Source organism: Streptomyces sp. NPDC088350 (assembly GCF_044753545.1).
Taxonomy (GTDB): Bacteria; Actinomycetota; Actinomycetes; order Streptomycetales; family Streptomycetaceae; genus Streptomyces.
On record NZ_JBIVNL010000008.1, the window covers coordinates 77,955 to 94,462 of the forward strand.

The window sequence follows — 16,508 nt, forward strand, 5'->3', positions numbered from 1 at the left end:
GATTCTCGCAATCTGCGAAGGAGGATCTCATGCCATCGCGCGTGCCGCCGTATCCGTTGTTCGACGCGGACAACCACCTGTACGAGACCGAGGATGCGCTCACCCGGTACCTGCCGAAGCAGTACGCGAGCGCCATCCAGTACGTGCAGGTGAAGGGCCGTACGAAGATCGCCATCCGCGGTCAGATCAGCGACTACATCCCCAATCCCACGTTCGAGGTCGTCGCCCGGCCCGGAGCGTGGGAGGACTACTTCCGCGAGGGCAACCCGGAGGGCAAGTCGCACCGGGAACTGTTCGGCGAGCCGATGCGGTCGATCCCGGCGTTCCGCGAGCCCGGCCCGCGGCTGGCGCTCATGGACGACCTGGGCATCCAGCAGACCCTGATGTTCCCCACCCTCGCCAGCCTGGTCGAGGAACGGATGCGGGACGACCCGGAGTTGATCCATGTGGTCGTCCACGCCCTCAACCAATGGCTGCACGAGACCTGGCAGTTCAACTACAAGAACCGCATTTTCACCACCCCGGTGATCAGCCTGCCGATCCTGGACAAGGCGATCGCCGAGCTGGAGTGGTGCCTGGAGCGCGGAGCGAGGGCGATTCTCGTCCGGCCCGCCCCGGTCCCCGGCTACGGCGGGTCGCGGTCCTTCGCGCTGCCGGAGTTCGACCCCTTCTGGAAGCGGGTCGAGGAGGCGGGCGTGCTGGTCGCCATGCACTCCTCCGACAGCGGCTACTCGCGCTACTCCAGCGACTGGGAGGGCAAGAGCCAGGAGATGACGCCGTTCCAGGCGCAGGTCTTCCGGATGATGTCCGAGTGGCGCCCGGTCACCGACGCGGTCGCGTCCTGGGTCTGCCACGGAGCCCTGTTCCGCTTCCCGGAACTCAAGGTCTCGGTCATCGAGAACGGCTCTTCCTGGCTGCTGCCCCTGCTCGACCAGCTGGCCAGCACCTACAAGAAGCAGCCGAAGGGCTTCCTGGGCGACCCGGTCGAAGAGGTCAGGAACAGGATCCACATCAGCCCGTTCTGGGAGGAGGACATGGCCGCGCTCTCCGAGGTCGTCGGAGTCGAGCGCGTCCTGTTCGGGTCCGACTACCCCCACCCCGAGGGGCTCGCCGACCCGGTCTCCTACATCGACGCCATCCAGGGCATGAAGGAGGCCGACCAGGCCAAGATCATGGGCGGCAACCTCGCCCGCCTGATCGGCGTATGACCTGGGAGAGCATCCCGCAGATGGTGCTGAGCGCGGCCGACCGCTTCGGTGACGCCGAAGCAGTGGTGGACGGCCCGCTCCGCCTCACGTTCACCGAGCTGGTCGAGCGGGTGCGTGCGGCTGCGGGTGCGTTCGCGTCGGCCGGCGTGGAGCAGGGCGACCGGGTAGCGATCTGGGCGCCCAACTCCGCCGAGTGGATCGTCGCCGCCTTCGGTCTCCTGACCGCGGGCGGTGTGGTGGTGCCCGTGAACACCCGCTTCAAGGCGGACGAGGCGCACGACATCATCGTGCGCAGCGGTGCGAAGGCCGTTCTCGTCCAGGAGGGCTTCCTCGGCCTAGACTTCAAGGCACCGCCCGGCGTGCCGATCATCGACCTCAAGTCCGGCTTCCTGGCGAGCGGTTCACCCTTCGAGCGGAAGGTGACCGGCGACCAGGTCAGCGACATCGTCTTCACCTCGGGCACCACCGGCCGGCCCAAGGGCGTCCCTATGACCCACGCCCAGACCCTCCGGCTGTACGCGGAGTGGTGCGACCTGGCCGGGGTCAGGGAAGGCGACCGCTATCTGATCGTCAACCCGTTCTTCCACATCTTCGGCTTCAAGGCGGGCATGGTCGCCTCGCTGATCCGCGGCATGACCATCCTGCCCGTACCCGTCTTCGACGTGGAGAAGGTCCTCGACCTGGTCGAGCGCGAGAAGGTGACGGTCCTGCCCGGCCCGCCCACGCTCTACCACTCCCTGCTCACCGACCGAGGCACAAGAGACCTGTCCTCACTGCGAGTTGCGGTGACCGGAGCCGCCGACATCCCCGTCGAGCTGATCCGCCGCGTGATGACCGAACTCCCCTTCACCTCGATCATGACGGGCTACGGCCTCACCGAGGCGGGGACAGCGACGGCCACTCGGCCCGGCGACTCCTTCGAGGACATCGCCACCACCGTCGGCACCCCCTGCGACGGCGTCGAGGTCCGGATCGCCGAGGACGACGAGGTGTTGGTCCGCGGCTACAGCGTGATGCGCGGCTACTTCAACGACCCCGCCGCGACCGCCGAAGCCATCGACGCGGACGGCTGGTTGCACACCGGGGACCTCGGCACGCTCGACGAGCGCGGCTACTTGAGGATCGTCGGCCGCAAGAAGGACATGTTCATCGTCGGCGGCTTCAACGCCTACCCGGCCGAGATCGAGGGCTTCCTGATGGAACACCCGGCGGTCGCCCAGGCCGCCGTCATAGGCGTCCCCGACGAACGGATGGGACAGGTCGGCAAGGCCTTCGTCGTCCTCCGGGAGCCGCTGACCGCCGACGAGTTGATCGAGTGGAGCCGGCGCCGGATGGCCGGGTTCAAGGTGCCCCGGACCGTGGAGTTCCGCACGGAACTGCCGCTGAACGCCACCGGAAAGGTGATGAAGGACCTCCTGCGATGACGCCTCCCACACCGCCCCAGGGCGACGACCTCGTCCGGACCGCGTCCGGCCTGCCGCTCAAACCGGTCTACGGCCCCGACGACATCGCCGCCGAGCCACCCCCGCCGGGCAACTTCCCCTTCACACGCGGCAATTACGCCACCGGCTACCGGGGACGGCTGTGGACGCTCCGCCAGTACTCCGGCTTCGGCACCGCCGAGTCCTCCAACCGCCGCTACCACTACCTCCTCCAACAGGGCGGCACCGGACTCTCCGTGGCCCTCGACCTGCCCACCCAGTGCGGCTACGACTCCGACGATCCCGAAGTCGGGGAGGAGGTCGGCCGGGTGGGCGTCGCCGTCGACACCCTGGCCGACGCCGAGATCCTTTTCGAGGACATCCCTCTCGACCGGATCAGCACCAGCTTCACCATCAACGGCACGGCCGCGATCCTGCTCGCCTTCTACGTCGCCGCCGCCGAACGGGCGGGCGTACCACGGGCCAAACTCACCGGGACGATCCAGAACGACATCCTCAAGGAGTACGCGTCCAGGGGCACTTGGATCTGGCCGGCCGAACCGTCGCTGCGGCTCATCGCCGACACGATCGAGTTCTGCGCGGCCGAAGTGCCGCGCTTCAACGCGATCTCGGTCGCCGGCTCGCACTTCCGCGACGCCGGCGCCAACGCCGTACAGGAGATGGCCTTCACCCTCGCCGACGGGGTCACCTACTGCGACACGGTGCTCGCCCGGGGCCGTATGACGATCGATCAGTTCGCCCCGCAGGTCTCCTTCTTCTTCTACACGCACGGCGACTTCTTCGAGGAGATCGCCAAGTACCGTGCCGGACGCAGGCGTTGGGCGACCATCGTGCGCGAGCGGTACGGGGCGGCCAGCGACAAGGCGGCCATGTTCCGCTTCGGGTGCGTTGCCGGAGGCGCCTCCCTGTACGCGCCCCAGGCGCAGAACAACACCGTCCGGGTCGCCTACGAGGCACTCGCCTCCGTCCTCGGCGGTGTCCAGTCGATGTTCACGGCGGCCTGGGACGAGCCGTTCGCCCTGCCCAGCGAGGAGTCGGCGACGCTCGCGCTGCGCACGCAGCAGATTCTCGCTCATGAGACGGGCGTTGCCAGGGTCGCGGACCCGCTCGGCGGCTCGTACTTCGTCGAGGCGCTCACCGACGCCACCGAGGCCCGCATCGTCGAGATCATGGACGACCTGGAGCGCTACGGCGGCATGGTCCGGGCCATCGAGGACGGCTATCTGCAGACCCTCATCGCCGACGAGGCCTACCAGTCGCACCGCGAGGTCGAGGCGGGCACCCGGCCGGTGGTCGGCGTCAACCGCTTCGTCTCGGACGAACCCCCGCCCGACCTCGCCACGTACGAACTCGACGCGGAGGGCCGCGACCGGCAGCTGAAACGGCTCGCCGACGTCAAGGCCACCCGCGACGCCGGCGTCGTACGGCAACGCCTCGCCGAACTGGCCCGCGCCGCGGAAGGGACCGAGAACCTCATGCCCATCCTGATCGACTGCGCCAACGCCTATTGCACGGTCGGCGAGATGGTGGCCGCGCTCAAGGCGGTCTGGGGCGAGTTCCAGCAACCGGTGGTGTTCTGATGACCGCCCGCGTGCTCGTCGCCAAACCGGGGCTCGACGGACACGACCGCGGGGCCAAGATCGTCGCGCGCACGCTGCGCGACGCGGGCTTCGAGGTGATCTTCACCGGCATCCGGCAGCGCGTCGACGACATCGTGGCCGTCGCCGTCCAGGAGGACGTTTCCGTCGTCGGCCTCAGCATTCTCTCCGGCGCACATCTCGCTCTCACCACCCGGGTGATCGAGGCCCTGCGCGCCACCGGATCCGAGGACATCGCCGTCGTGGTGGGCGGCACCATCCCGCCGGCCGACGTACCGAAACTGCTCACGGCGGGAGCCGCCGCGGTCTTTCCCACGGGCACACCGCTCGACGCCCTCGTGGCCAAGATGCGCGCCCTGACATCCGTCACCTCGCCATGACCCTGCGGCGACCCGAAAACCTGGAGGCAGCGTGCGCATCGGAGTGATGATCGGGCCCGAGCGCGGAGACTCGGTCCGCAAGGTCACACGGATGATCGACGACGTGACATGGGCCGAGAAGGCGGGCTTCGACACCGTGTGGGTGCCGCAGATCCCGACCGACTTCGACGCGCTCACCGCCGTCGCGCTGATGGGCGCGCGCACCGAGCGGATCGAACTCGGCACCGCCGTCGTCCCGTTGCAGGCCCAGCACCCCATCGCCCTTGCCCGACAGGCGATGTCGGCCCAGGCCGCGGCGGGAGGGCGGCTCGCGCTGGGCCTCGGACCGTCCCACCACTGGATCATCCAGGACATGCTGGGACTGCCGTACGAGAAACCGGCCGCCCTCACCCGCGACTACCTGGACGTCCTGGACGCCGCGTTCGGCGGAACGGACATGGTCGACGTCGAGAACGACACTTTCACCGTCCACAATCCACTCACCCTCGACCCCGTCTCCCCGCTGCCGGTCCTGCTCGCGGCCCTCGGCCCGGTCATGCTGCGCCTCGCCGGGGAACGGGCCGACGGGACCGTGCTGTGGATGGCCGACGAACGCGCGGTCGCCGAACACGTCGTCCCCCGCATCACCAAGGCCGCCGAAAGCGCCGGACGTTCGGCACCGCGGATCGTCGCGGGCATCCCGGTCTGCCTGTGCGGCCCCGACCGGGTCGACGAGGCCCGCGAGCGCGCCAACCGCATCCTCGGCGAGGCCGAGATCTCGCCCAACTACCAGCGTGTTCTCGCATACGGCGACGCCCGCGACATCGGCGACCTGTGCGCGGCGGGCGACGAGAACGCCATTGCCGCCCGCTTCAAGCGGTTCGCGGACGCCGGGGTCACCGATCTGTCCGTACGGCTGCTGCCCATCGGCGACACCCGCGACGAACTCGTCGCCTCCAAGTACCGCACCCGCGACATGCTCGCCGCCCTCGCCGCGGACCTGCGATGACCGCCGGACCGCTCGACGGCATCCGCATCCTGGAGGTCGGCCACATGCTGGCCGGCCCCTACGCCACGATGATGCTCGCCGACCTCGGTGCCGAGGTCACCAAGATCGAGCCACCCGGCGGGGACATCTCGCGCCAGGTGAGCGACGCCTACTTCGCCAGCCTCAACCGCGGCAAACGCAGCGTCCGCCTCGACCTCACGACCGACGACGGACAGGCCCGGCTCGGTGAACTCGTCGCCGACGCCCACGCGTTGCTCGTCAATCTCAAACCGTCGGCCATCCACCGGCTGGGCCTGACGTACGACGTGCTGCGCGAGTGGAACGAGCGGATCGTGTGCGTCGCGCTCACCGGCTACGGGCTGGAGGCGGGCGACGAACCCGCCTTCGACTACGTGGTCCAGGCGGCCACGGGCGTCGCCGCGCTCACCGGTGATCCGGACGCTCCACCGACCCTGCCCGGTTACTCCTCGGCCGACAACTCCTCAGGACTGACAGCCGCGTTGGGGCTGCTCGCCCAGATCGTGTCGGGGCGCGGTGGTCAAGTGGAGGTGTCCTTGCGGGATGTGATGCTGTCTCAGCTCAACTACCGTGCCTCCGCCTACCTCAACGAGGGCGTCGAGCCGCGCCGCTTGCCGCTCGGCGCGCACTCCTACTACGTACCGGCCCAGCTCTTCCCCACCGCCGAGGGCTACTTGGCGCTCTTCATCACCCACGACGGCTTCTGGAAGTCGTTCGCCGCCGAGGCCGGCGTCCAGGGATTCCCCACCATGGCCGAACGCGCCGAGCGGCGTGAGGAGGTGCTGTCCGCCGTGACGGATGCCCTGGCCCGTGACACCGCCGCGGCCTGGGAGGCGCGGCTGCGTCCGCTCGGGGTGCCTGCCGCCGCCGTACGGACGCTGCCGCAGGCGCTGGCGGCGACGCCGGAGGCCGTGGTGACGGCGGGGGACTTCAGGCTGGTGCGCAGCTCCGTGCGGGTCGAGGGGTACGAGCCCGGCTACGGGCCGCCGCCCCGGCTGGGTGAGCATGACGTCTCCGGGGCGGTGGCCGAGTCATGAGGGCGGAGGACCAGTTCCATCTCGGGCTGGTCGTCGAGGACTTCGAGGGGACACTGGCCGAGTTCTCGGCGGCGTTCGGGTACGAGTGGTGCGCCGAGATCGGCGGGGCGGTTCCGCTGACGCTGCCGACCGGAAACGCCGTTCTCGACATCAGCTGCGCCTACTCCCGGACGCTGCCCCGACTGGAGATCATCCGTCGGATCCCGGGAACCCTGTGGGAACCGGTGCCCAGCGGTGGAGTCCACCACGTCGGTTACTGGTCCGACGACGTGGCCGCGGACGCCGCCGAACTGACCCGGCAGGGCTTCGCGACCGAGGCGACCCGGGCCGGTTCCGGCGGCGCGCCGTTCGCCTTCCTGCGCGCTCCGAGCGGACTGCTCGTGGAACTCGTGGACCGGGTGGCGCGACCGGGGCTGGAGAAGCTCTGGGGCCATGGAGGAGGGGACGCATGACGACCGTAGGCATCGCGACCGGCGCCGGGCGCGGCATGGGACTGGCCTGCGCGCGGCGGCTCACCGACCTGGTGGACACGCTGCTGCTGGTGGACCGGGACGAGGCGGCGGTGACCGCCGCGGCGAAGGAACTGGCCGCCGCGGACGGGGAGATGGCGGTCGAGCCGTTCGTCCTCGACATCACCGACACGGCAGGAGTGGCCCAACTCGCGGCGCGGGTAGCTGAGTTGGGCACCCTCAGGGCCGTCTCCCACGCCGCCGGGATCTCGCCCACCATGGCCGACTGGCGCCGCATCTTCGACGTGGACCTCGTCGGCACCGCACGCCTCGCCGAGGCGCTCCGCCCGCTCGCCACCGAGGGGACGGCGATGGTGTGCTTCGCCTCGATGGCCCCGCTCCTCGGCAACTTGGCGGCCGATCCGGTCGTAGCGGCGATTCTCGACGATCCCCTGCGGGACGACTTTCTCGACCGGCTCCGTGAGGCACTCGGGCCGGCCGTGGAGAACACCGGTCTCGCGTACGCGTGGGCCAAGCACGGCGTGCACCGGTTCGTACGGCGGGAGGCGGTCCGGCTCGGGCCGCACGGCGCCCGGGTGTGTTCCGTGTCGCCGGGTGTCATCGACACCCCGCAGGGGCAACAGGAGGCCTCGGCCCAGCCCGCCATGGCCGCTCTTGTGGAGCAGACGCCGCTCCGGCGGGTGGGTCGGGCCGAGGACGTCGCGGCGGCGGTGGCGTTCCTGCTGTCGGACGAGGCCGCTTTCGTTTCCGGGATCGACCTTCTCGTCGATGGCGGGGTGTGCGCGGCGGTCCGGTAACCCCTTGCCGCGTCAGCGACGGCGTCCGCTGCGGCGCGCGGACCAGCCCGTCCCCAGGCCGGCCGAGTGCGCGGCGAGGAAGGCCAGTCCGAGGAGCAGGAGGCTCGTCGGGGTGAAGACCAGCTGGGTCGATGTCTCGGTGACACGGATCAGGAAAGCGATGACGAAGAGCGCGGCAGCCACGAAGGCAAGCATCTGAGAACCCCTACGGATGGACGACGAGCCACCGGTGACCCCGGTGGCTCGTCGTTCCGTGTGCCCCCGATGGGGCCGATCAGTCGTGCCCACCGCGCATCGTGCCTGGGCCCAACTGCCGTTCAGGCAAGGGATTCCGAGCGCTGGACGGTACCCGTGAGGCCGGAGGCGTCCTGGCCCGCGAGAAGGACGGCCGCCCTCGCCATCGCCTCCGGCGGCTCCACCATCTCCGGCGGGATCTCCCGGCCCCCGCCGCCCGCCTGCCAGCCCTCTGTGAGCACCACCCGTGACGGCGCCAGGCAGTTCACCGCGATGTTGTCCTTCCGCAGGTCGGCGGCGAGCCCCAGGTAGAGCCGCTCGACCGCCGCCTTGGACACCCAGTACGCGTTGGCGCCCCGGTCCGTCATGCCCACCCCACCGGTCGTCACGGCGATCAACGAGCCCCCGCCACGCGCGCGTACCTGCGGAATCACCGCGCGGGTCACCAGGAACACCCCGGTCAGATTGACGTCCAGACACAGCTGCCAGCGCTTGAGGGGCGTCGTCTCGACCGGGCCCAGCCACAGCACCCCGGCATTGGCGACGAGAATGTCGATTCCGCCGAACTCCGCGACCGTGGCGGCGACGGCCGCGTCGACCGACGCCTCGTCGCTCACGTCACACGGCACCGGCAGAGCACGCCCGCCCGCTGAGACGATCCGGTCCGCGACCGAGTGGATCGTCCCCGGCAGCCGACCTTCCCGCTCGGAACGCGCGGCTACGGCGACCGAGGCGCCCGCCTCGGCGAGCGCCACCGCGACCGTACGGCCGATACCGCGGCTGGCGCCCGCGACGAACGCGACCTTGCCCTTCAACTGCGCGCTCACGCCCGTCACTTGACTCATGTCGGCTACTTCGGCGGGAACCGGAGGGCGCCGTCGAGACGGACGACCTCGCCGTTGAGATAGTCGTTCTCGACGATGTGCTGCACGAGACCCGCGTACTCGGACGGCAGCCCCATGCGCTTCGGATACGGGATCTGCGGCCCCCAGTAGGCCTCCAACTGGTCGCCGGCCTTGCTGTAGGCCGGCGTGTTGAAGGTGCCCGGCGCGATCGTGACGACCCGGATGCCGAGCGGGGAGAGGTCGCGGGCGGCGACCAGGGTCATGCTGACGACCCCGCCCTTGGCGGCGGCGTAGGGGAGTTGGCCGATCTGGCCCTCGTACGCGGCGATCGAGGCGGTGCTGACGATGACACCCCGGCCGCCCTCGGCGGGCTCCTGGCGGGCGATGGCGGCGGCGGCCAGGCGCATCACGTTGAACACGCCGGTGAGGTACACGTCGATCGTCGTGCGGAAGCCCGCGAGGTCGAGGGGGGAGCCGTCCTTGCCGACGAGCCGGCCACCGCTCGCCGGGCCGCCGTGCGCGTCCACCGAGATCCGGAGGGGTCCCGCCGACTCCGCCTCGGCCAGCGCCGCTTGGACATCGTCCTCGGAGGTGGCGTCGGTGCGCACATACCGCACACCCAACTCCTGCTCCAGGGTCTTGCCCTTCTCGTCGGCCAGATCGGCTACGACGACCTTCGCACCCGCCGCGTGCAGTCGACGGACGGTGGCCTCGCCCAGGCCGCCCGCCCCGCCGACGACCACCGCGGAGCTCCCACTGATCTGCATCAAGGATTTCCTCTCTTGCGAACAGCGCTCTAGTGAGACGAGAATAGCATTCTCATGAATATAACCATGATTCTCGAGATGGTGGCCTCGGGCGGCGACCGACCGGTGGTCACGGCGAACGGCCGCTCCCTGACCGCCTCGGAACTGCTCGCCCGCGCCCGTGCCGCCGCGCACCGCTTCCAGGGCCACCCGGCCGTGCTGTATCTGAGCCCCAGTCACCTCGCCTACCCGGTGGCCCTGTTCGGCGCCGCCCTGGCGGGCATCCCGTTCATCCCCCTCAACTACCGCCTCGGCGAACACCAGTTGGCCCGCCTCCTGACCCGCCACCCCGGCGCCCTCGTGCTGCGTCCCGCCGACCTCGACGCCCTGCTGAGCGCGGAAGAGGCCGCCGAGGCACTGGAGTCGACCCCGGACCAGGACTCCGTCGCGGTGGTGCTCTACACCAGCGGCACGACCGCCGAGCCCAAGGCGGCCCTGCTGCGCCACCGGCACCTGCTGGCGTACGTCCTGAACACCCAGGAGTTCGCCTCGGCGGGGGAGGGCGACGTGGCGCTGGTGGCCGTTCCGCCGTACCACGTGGCCGGGTTGATGAACCTCCTGACGAACCTCTACTCCGGCCGCCGACTGGTCTACCTCTCCGCCTTCGACGCGGGGGAGTGGCTGGAGACCGCGCGCCGCGAGCGGGTCACGCACGCACTCGTCGTACCCACCATGCTGGCCCGCATCGTCGCGGAGGTCCCGGCCGACGACGCCGGTACACCCACGCTCCGCAGCCTCGCCTACGGCGGGGCCAGGACCCCGCGACCCGTGGTGGAACGGGCGTTGAAGATCTTCCCCGGGACAGGGTTCGTCAACGCCTACGGCCTGACAGAGACGGCCTCCTCGGTCGCCGTACTGGGGCCCGACGACCACCGCGCGGCACTGGCGTCGGCCGACCCGGCCGTACGGGAGCGACTCGGCTCCGTGGGACGGCCGTTGCCCGGCGTCGAGATCGAGATCCGCGATGACGACGGGAAGCCAGCCGGTGTCGGCGAGACCGGGCTGGTGTTCGTGCGCGGGGACCAGATCTCCGGAGAGTACGGCGGACGCAGCGCCCTCGACGCGGACAGTTGGTTCCCCACACGGGACAGGGGCCGACTGGACGCCGACGGTTACCTGTTCATCGAGGGACGTGCCGACGACACCATCATTCGCGGGGGCGAGAACATCGCTCCCGCCGAGATAGAGGACGTTCTCGTCGCCCACCCCGGGATCGTGGAGGCGGCGGTGATCGGGGTGCCCGACCCCGAGTGGGGGCAGCGGATCGTCGCCGTAGTGGTCGGCGAGGGCGACCCGTCGGAGGTCCGCCAGTGGGTCAAGGACCGGCTGCGCTCCTCCAAGACGCCCGACACGATCGTGTTCCGCGCCGAACTCCCCAAGACCGAGACCGGAAAACTGCTGCGCCGCACCCTGCTGGCCGAGTTGGAGACCACCCATGCCTGAAGCAGTCCTCGTGTCCGCTCTGCGCACCCCCGTCGGCACCGCCGTCAAGGGCACCCTGCGCGACACCACCGCCTTCGACCTGGCCCACCACATCGTCGCCGCCGCTGCCGCCACCGACGGGCTCGACCCCGACGCGGTCGACGACGTGATCCTCGGCGAGGGCCTGTACGGCGGCGGGGTGGTGGCCAGGCACGCGGCACTGACCGTCGGCCTCACCTCCGTACCGGGCCTCGCCCACAACCGTCACTGCGCCGCCGGTCTCGCCGCCGTGCAGAGCGCGGCGGCGAGCATCCGCGCGGGCATGGACGAACTCGTCATCGCCGGCGGTGTGAACTCCGCTTCCACGTCCCCGAAACAGCGTTTCCGCGTAGACGGGGAGTGGGTCGAACCCTGGAGCCCGCCCACGCACCCCGACCGCCCCGACGCCCCCAACCTGGACATGTCCATCACCGTCGGCTGGAACACCGCCGTACGCGCGGGCCTGAGCCGCGCCGACATGGACGCCTGGGCGCTGCGCTCGCACCAGAACGCCATTCGCGCCATCGACGAAGGGCGTTTCGACGCGGAGCTGGTGCCGATCGACACACCGCACGGCCTGTTCTCCGTCGACGAACACCCCCGCCGCACCACGAGCCTGGAGAAGCTGGCCTCGCTCAAACCGCTCCACCCGGAGATAGAGGGCTTCTCCATCACGGCGGGCAACGCGGGCGGCGCCAACGACGGTGCGGCTGCCCTGGTGGTGGCCAGCGACCGGCTGGGCCTGCCCGCCCTCGCCGTAGTCCGTGCCTGGGCGTCGGTCGGCGCCGACCCCGCCGAGACCGGCCTCACCCCGGTGAAGGTGATCCCCAAAGCCCTTGCCCGCGCGGGCCTTTCGACCTCCGACGTCGACCTCTTCGAGATCAACGAGGCCTTCGCCGCCGTGCCCGTCGCCGCGGTGAGACTGCTCGGTCTCGACCCCGACCGCGTGAACGTCAACGGCAGCGGCTGCTCGCTGGGCCACCCGGTCGCCGCGACCGGCGCCCGGATGCTGGTCACACTCGTGCACGAACTGCGCCGCCGCGGCGGAGGCATCGGCGTCGCCGCGATGTGCGCGGGCGGAGGCATGGGCTCGGCCACGGTCATCGAGGTACCGGCGCCGTAGCGGGCGAGTTCTCGGTCCTGGTGTTGGTCCTCGTCCTGGTGTCGGTCCCGGTGGTGGAGAGCGTCGGCGAAGTGAAGGGAACAGCGTGGAAGGTCTGAAGGAGAAGGTCGTTCTCGTCGCCGGCGCGGCCACCGGACTGGGGGCCGCCTCCGCCCGGCGACTGGCGGACGAGGGTGCCCGGGTCGTCGTCGGCGACCTCGACGTGGACGGAGCAAGGCGGACCGCCTCGGCCATCGGAGATGCCGGTGGCCAGGCAGTTGCGGCAGGCTTCGACATCTCCGACGAGGCCTCGGTCGGCGAACTCGTACGGACCACCGTGCGGACGTACGGCGGTCTGGACGCCGTGCACATCAACGCGGGCGACATGGGCGCGGTCTCCAAGGACACCGACGTCGTCGACATGGATCTCGCGGTGTGGGACCGCACCTTCGCCGTCAATCTGCGGGGCCACATGCTCGTCACCCGGTACGCCGTTCCCGAGCTCCTGGCCCGGGGCGGCGGCGCGATCGTCTACACCTCGTCCATCGCCGCCTTCACCGGCGAGGCAGCGCGCCCCGCCTACTCGGCGACCAAGGCGGGCATCAACGCCCTCGCCCGCCATGTCGCCTCCCGCTGGGGCAGGCAGGGCATCCGTGCCAACGCTGTCGCACCGGGCCTGATCCTGACGCAGGCCATCCAAGAGGGCGCGGCGCCCGACCTGTTGGAGGCGCTGCTCGCCCGCACGCGCAGCACCCGGCACGGCCGGGCCGACGACATCGCCGGCATGGTGGCCCACCTCATGTCCGACGAGGGGGCCTGGATCAACGGGCAGGTCATCAACGTCGACGGCGGGACTGTCATGCGCTGAGCGCCGAGGGCTTTGCGGGGACGGGCCGCTACGCGACCGTACGGAAGCGCAGCAGCGCCTCCTGCGCGAACGAGGCGACCAGGCAACCCCGCGCGGTGAGCACATCGCCCCGCCCGTAGCAGCGGCCGTGGGCGAGCAGCGGGCTCCGCTGGCGCAGGAGAAGCCAGTCGTCCGTGGTGAAAGGACGGTGGAACCACACCGTGTGCGCGGTGACGGCGGAGGAGAACGCCGTTCCCGAATCGTGCTGGGTGACCCCTTCCAGCGGCCTGAGCGCCGTACCGATCAGACTCAGATCGCTCGTGTACGCCGTCAACGCCGGGGCGAGTTCCGGCGCGACGGTCGGTGTGCGCATCCACAGGTCGTACTCGGGCGGCTCCGACTTGGGCGAGTCCACGTCGACGGTGGCCCGGGTGTCCCAGGGAAGCAGCGAGAGGTCCACGTCGTGCTCCGCCCCCGGTACCGGAGGCATCGGGAACGCGATCTGCTGGTCGGGCCCCTCCTCGTGCGAGTGCAGCGACACGGCCGCCACGGCCGCGACACCCTGCGTCTGTCGTGCCACCACCGTCAAGGTGGCGAAGGAGCCGCCCTCATGATGTCGCGTCACTTCGTACCGCACCGGTTCCTGCGGCCGTCCCGCGCGCGCGAACTGCACATGAAGGCTCTTGACCGCCTTGTCCGGGCAGGCCAGTTGGGCGGCGCGGACGCTCTGGGCGAGCAACTGCCCGCCGAAGACGCGGTGGTACCCGAGTTCTTGGTTGCGGCCCTCGAACACGTCACCGGGGAGGGTGTCGAGGTCCAGGCAGGAGAGCAGGTCGCTCCACAGATCGGTCACTGATGTCACTCCTCGGTCGATCACAGCTGGACGAGCCGTGGCGCGGACCCTCCGGCCCGCAGCAGTGCCCCCGCCTCGCGCGTCAACTCCCGTGCGCTGCCCAGCAGTCCGTCCAGCACCATGGCCCGTCGTACGTGCCGGTGCAGATCGTGTTCGGCGGTGAACCCGACTCCGCCGAGGACCTGTTGGCAGTGCCGGGCCGCCGTCAGTGCCGCCTGTCCGGCCGCCGCTTTGGCCAGCAGCGCGCTCAGATCGTCGGCGGCGGCCACGAGGGTGGCCTCGGCGCCGTCCAGCGCCACGAGGGTCTCGGCGAGCCGGTGCCGTACGGCTTGGAAGGAGGCGAGCGGGCGGCCGAACTGCACACGGTCCACGGCGTGTTGGCGGGCCAGCGTGAGCATGGCGCGGCCGGCTCCGACCAGCCACCAGCCGAGCGCGACACGGCCGGCGGCGAGCGGTACGGGAGGTCCGGCGGGCACGGTGTGCAGGGGCAGCTCGGGGTCCAGGGCCGTCCCGGCGGCACTGTCGTCGCGCTCCCAGACGACCCACGTACCACCGCCCGCGTACGGCAGTGGCAGTGTGCCGCCCACCGGACGGCCCGCCGCGCTGAGCAGGACGTCGTTGAGGAGCGGCGCGTGGGCGCCCGTCTCGCCGAGCAGGCGGAAGGTGAGCGGGACAGCGATGTCCGGGTGTTCGGCGAGCAGTTCGGCCCAGCCGAGGTCCGTCAGGGAGGCGTCCAGCGCCTGCCCCGACGCCGCCGTCATCGTCTTGCGGAGCGTCTCGGCGAGCAGATCCCGTTCGGCGGCGTCCACGGCTACTCCCTCCCCAGGTCGAGCAGTCGGCGCGCGATGATGTTCCGCTGGATCTCGGCCGTGCCGCCGTAGATGGTCGCCGCCTTCGCGTACAGGTACTCCGAGCGCCATGGGGAGTCCGTCAACTCCAGTACGCCGGGCAGGAGATCCCGCACGGTCTCGAAGAGCCGTTGCTCGGCCGTGGCCAGCAGCACCTTGTCGACCGAGGTCTCCGCGCCCAGGCGCTCCCCCGCGGCCAGGCGTCGCTGCGTGGCGTGGGAGCGGCAGCGGACGGTGTGCAACGCCAGGTAGGCGGCGCCGAGTTCGGCGTCGTCCGGGATGCTCGTCTCGGCGAGCAGGCGGTCAAGTCGCGTGTAGAGATGGGCTGTCCGGTGCCAGAAGCAGGTGGAGCGCTCGTGCGGGAGCAGGTCCATCGCCAGGCGCCAGCCGTCGCCGGGACGGCCCAGCATCCGGTCTGCGGGCACGACCACGTCGTCGAAGAACACCTCGGCGAACTCGTCCACGCCGTGCATCGTGCGCAGCGGCCGGACGGTGATGCCGGGGGTGTCCATGTCGACGAAGAACGCGGTGATCCCGTTGTGTCCCGGCGCGGTGCGGGTCAACAGGACGCAACGGGCGGCGAATTGGGCCAGGCTCGTCCATACCTTCTGGCCGCTGATCTCCCACTGGTCGCCGCGCGGCACGGCCCGCGTGGTGAGGGAGGCGAGGTCGCTGCCTGAGCCGGGCTCGGAGAAGCCCTGGCACCACTGTTCACGGCCGCTGAGCAGCCGCGGGACCATCTCGGCGGCCAGTGCCGGAGGGGCGTACGAGATCATCGTCGGGGCGAGGACCTCGATCATCGAGTAGATCCCCGGCTCGGCCAACTCCCGGGTGGCGACCTCCTCGCCGAGCACCGCCCTCAGCACCGCGGGCCCGCCGAGCCCCCTCACCTCGGCGGGCCAGCCGTACCGCATCCAGTCCGCGTCGTACAACGCCCGGCGAACCCGGGCCAGTTGAGCGACCTGGGCGTCCAGGGAGTGGTCGGGGCCGGGGGACAGGTCGTGCTCGTCCAGCCAGGCGCGCAGGCCCGCGCGGAAGTCCGTGACGTTCATGTTCCCGGGCGCCGGGGCGACGTTCATGTACCCGGGCGCTGATAGGCGTGCGGGCGGCCCGAGTCGTGCGCTCCGCTGCGGCGGATGAACGTCATGGCACGGGTGCGCAGCCGCCAGCCCTCGTCCGTGCGGACGTAGGTGTCGTTGTAGTAGCCGATCCGCAGGTCGTGTGTGGCGTGGTCGACGAAGCACAGCGGCTGGGTGCCGGTCGCCGTGTCGCCCGACAGGTCGACGGCCGGCGTACCCGTGAGGAACAGCCCCTTGGGCGCGGCGGCCACCAGTGCCGGGAACTCGTCGAGGCCGTAGGAGTCGCCGAAGGCGCTGTACGTGCCGTCGGGCGTGAAGACCCCCAGCACCCCGTCCAGGTCGCCGCGGGTGATGCACACCGCGTAGCGGGCGAGGAGCTGCTGGATCTCCATCAGGTCGTCGGTCGGACCAGGGGGCGGAGTCGGAACAGGCAAGGAGGACAAGGACTTTCCACCCTTCACCATGAGTGAGAATGTCATTCTCTCAGATGAGTGG

At 70.6% G+C, this 16,508-nt stretch carries 18 protein-coding genes; 11 read left to right on the forward strand and 7 right to left on the reverse strand.

What is annotated here, in order from left to right:
• The first annotated feature begins 29 nt into the window (after window positions 1–29).
• The 8 genes from ACIQBL_RS27995 to ACIQBL_RS28030 are packed head-to-tail and all read left to right on the forward strand — an operon-like array spanning window position 30 to window position 7,938.
• Complete coding sequence (locus tag ACIQBL_RS27995; RefSeq protein ID WP_401945927.1) at window positions 30–1,208, forward strand: amidohydrolase family protein; 1,179 nt, start codon at window positions 30–32, stop codon at window positions 1,206–1,208.
• Window positions 1,205–2,632 carry a FadD3 family acyl-CoA ligase gene (locus ACIQBL_RS28000; RefSeq protein ID WP_401945928.1) on the forward strand — a complete coding sequence of 476 codons (1,428 nt, stop codon included), beginning with the start codon at window positions 1,205–1,207 and terminating at the stop codon, window positions 2,630–2,632. The genes ACIQBL_RS27995 and ACIQBL_RS28000 overlap by 4 nt, the downstream gene beginning before the upstream one ends.
• Window positions 2,629–4,230: a methylmalonyl-CoA mutase family protein gene (locus ACIQBL_RS28005; protein ID WP_401945930.1), complete on the forward strand. Its 1,602-nt coding sequence runs from the start codon at window positions 2,629–2,631 to the stop codon at window positions 4,228–4,230. Before ACIQBL_RS28000 ends, ACIQBL_RS28005 begins: the two co-directional genes overlap by 4 nt.
• Entirely contained in the window at window positions 4,230–4,628 is a 399-nt protein-coding gene (locus ACIQBL_RS28010; RefSeq protein ID WP_401945932.1) for a cobalamin B12-binding domain-containing protein, read from the forward strand. The genes ACIQBL_RS28005 and ACIQBL_RS28010 overlap by 1 nt, the downstream gene beginning before the upstream one ends.
• A 31-nt stretch (window positions 4,629–4,659) precedes the next feature.
• Window positions 4,660–5,616: an LLM class F420-dependent oxidoreductase gene (locus ACIQBL_RS28015; protein ID WP_401945934.1), complete on the forward strand. Its 957-nt coding sequence runs from the start codon at window positions 4,660–4,662 to the stop codon at window positions 5,614–5,616.
• Complete coding sequence (locus ACIQBL_RS28020; protein WP_401945936.1) at window positions 5,613–6,671, forward strand: CaiB/BaiF CoA transferase family protein; 1,059 nt, start codon at window positions 5,613–5,615, stop codon at window positions 6,669–6,671. Before ACIQBL_RS28015 ends, ACIQBL_RS28020 begins: the two co-directional genes overlap by 4 nt.
• Window positions 6,668–7,123, forward strand: coding sequence for a VOC family protein (locus ACIQBL_RS28025; protein WP_401945938.1), 456 nt, complete (start codon window positions 6,668–6,670; stop codon window positions 7,121–7,123). Before ACIQBL_RS28020 ends, ACIQBL_RS28025 begins: the two co-directional genes overlap by 4 nt.
• A complete protein-coding gene (locus tag ACIQBL_RS28030; protein WP_401945939.1) occupies window positions 7,120–7,938 on the forward strand; it encodes an SDR family oxidoreductase in 819 nt (272 codons plus the stop codon). Before ACIQBL_RS28025 ends, ACIQBL_RS28030 begins: the two co-directional genes overlap by 4 nt.
• 12 nt (window positions 7,939–7,950) lie before the next feature.
• Here ACIQBL_RS28030 and ACIQBL_RS28035 read toward each other — a convergent pair whose 3' ends face one another.
• From ACIQBL_RS28035 to ACIQBL_RS28045, 3 genes are all read right to left on the reverse strand, one after another.
• On the reverse strand, window positions 7,951–8,133 hold the full coding sequence (locus tag ACIQBL_RS28035) for a hypothetical protein (protein WP_401945941.1): 183 nt from the start codon (window positions 8,131–8,133) through the stop codon (window positions 7,951–7,953).
• Window positions 8,134–8,255: 122 nt separating this feature from the next.
• Window positions 8,256–9,017 carry an SDR family NAD(P)-dependent oxidoreductase gene (locus ACIQBL_RS28040; RefSeq protein WP_401945942.1) on the reverse strand — a complete coding sequence of 254 codons (762 nt, stop codon included), beginning with the start codon at window positions 9,015–9,017 and terminating at the stop codon, window positions 8,256–8,258.
• A 5-nt stretch (window positions 9,018–9,022) separates the two neighbouring features.
• A complete protein-coding gene (locus tag ACIQBL_RS28045) occupies window positions 9,023–9,784 on the reverse strand; it encodes an SDR family NAD(P)-dependent oxidoreductase (protein ID WP_401945944.1) in 762 nt (253 codons plus the stop codon).
• A gap of 66 nt (window positions 9,785–9,850) precedes the next feature.
• Here ACIQBL_RS28045 and ACIQBL_RS28050 point away from each other — a divergent pair, with 66 nt between their 5' ends.
• The 3 genes from ACIQBL_RS28050 (at window position 9,851) to ACIQBL_RS28060 (ending at window position 13,254) form a co-directional block, all read left to right on the forward strand.
• On the forward strand, window positions 9,851–11,266 hold the full coding sequence (locus ACIQBL_RS28050) for a class I adenylate-forming enzyme family protein (protein ID WP_401945945.1): 1,416 nt from the start codon (window positions 9,851–9,853) through the stop codon (window positions 11,264–11,266).
• On the forward strand, window positions 11,259–12,407 hold the full coding sequence (locus ACIQBL_RS28055) for a thiolase family protein (RefSeq protein WP_401945947.1): 1,149 nt from the start codon (window positions 11,259–11,261) through the stop codon (window positions 12,405–12,407). The genes ACIQBL_RS28050 and ACIQBL_RS28055 overlap by 8 nt, the downstream gene beginning before the upstream one ends.
• Window positions 12,408–12,492: 85 nt before the next feature.
• Window positions 12,493–13,254, forward strand: coding sequence for an SDR family NAD(P)-dependent oxidoreductase (locus ACIQBL_RS28060; RefSeq protein WP_401945948.1), 762 nt, complete (start codon window positions 12,493–12,495; stop codon window positions 13,252–13,254).
• Between the two features lie 28 nt (window positions 13,255–13,282).
• Here the strand turns inward: ACIQBL_RS28060 and ACIQBL_RS28065 are convergent, their stop codons facing one another.
• From ACIQBL_RS28065 to ACIQBL_RS28080, 4 genes are read right to left on the reverse strand one after another with little or no spacing between them, the layout of a single operon-like run.
• Window positions 13,283–14,086, reverse strand: coding sequence for an acyl-CoA thioesterase (locus tag ACIQBL_RS28065; RefSeq protein ID WP_401945950.1), 804 nt, complete (start codon window positions 14,084–14,086; stop codon window positions 13,283–13,285).
• Window positions 14,087–14,106: 20 nt separating this feature from the next.
• Window positions 14,107–14,895, reverse strand: a complete 789-nt coding sequence (locus ACIQBL_RS28070; RefSeq protein WP_401945952.1) for an acyl-CoA dehydrogenase family protein — start codon at window positions 14,893–14,895, stop codon at window positions 14,107–14,109.
• Between the two features lie 2 nt (window positions 14,896–14,897).
• The gene (locus ACIQBL_RS28075; protein WP_401945953.1) at window positions 14,898–16,013 is read right to left on the reverse strand and encodes an acyl-CoA dehydrogenase family protein; all 1,116 of its coding nucleotides are present in this window, start codon (window positions 16,011–16,013) and stop codon (window positions 14,898–14,900) included.
• Window positions 16,010–16,405 carry a nuclear transport factor 2 family protein gene (locus ACIQBL_RS28080; protein ID WP_033282975.1) on the reverse strand — a complete coding sequence of 132 codons (396 nt, stop codon included), beginning with the start codon at window positions 16,403–16,405 and terminating at the stop codon, window positions 16,010–16,012. Before ACIQBL_RS28080 ends, ACIQBL_RS28075 begins: the two co-directional genes overlap by 4 nt.
• Between the last annotated feature and the right edge of the window lie 103 nt (window positions 16,406–16,508).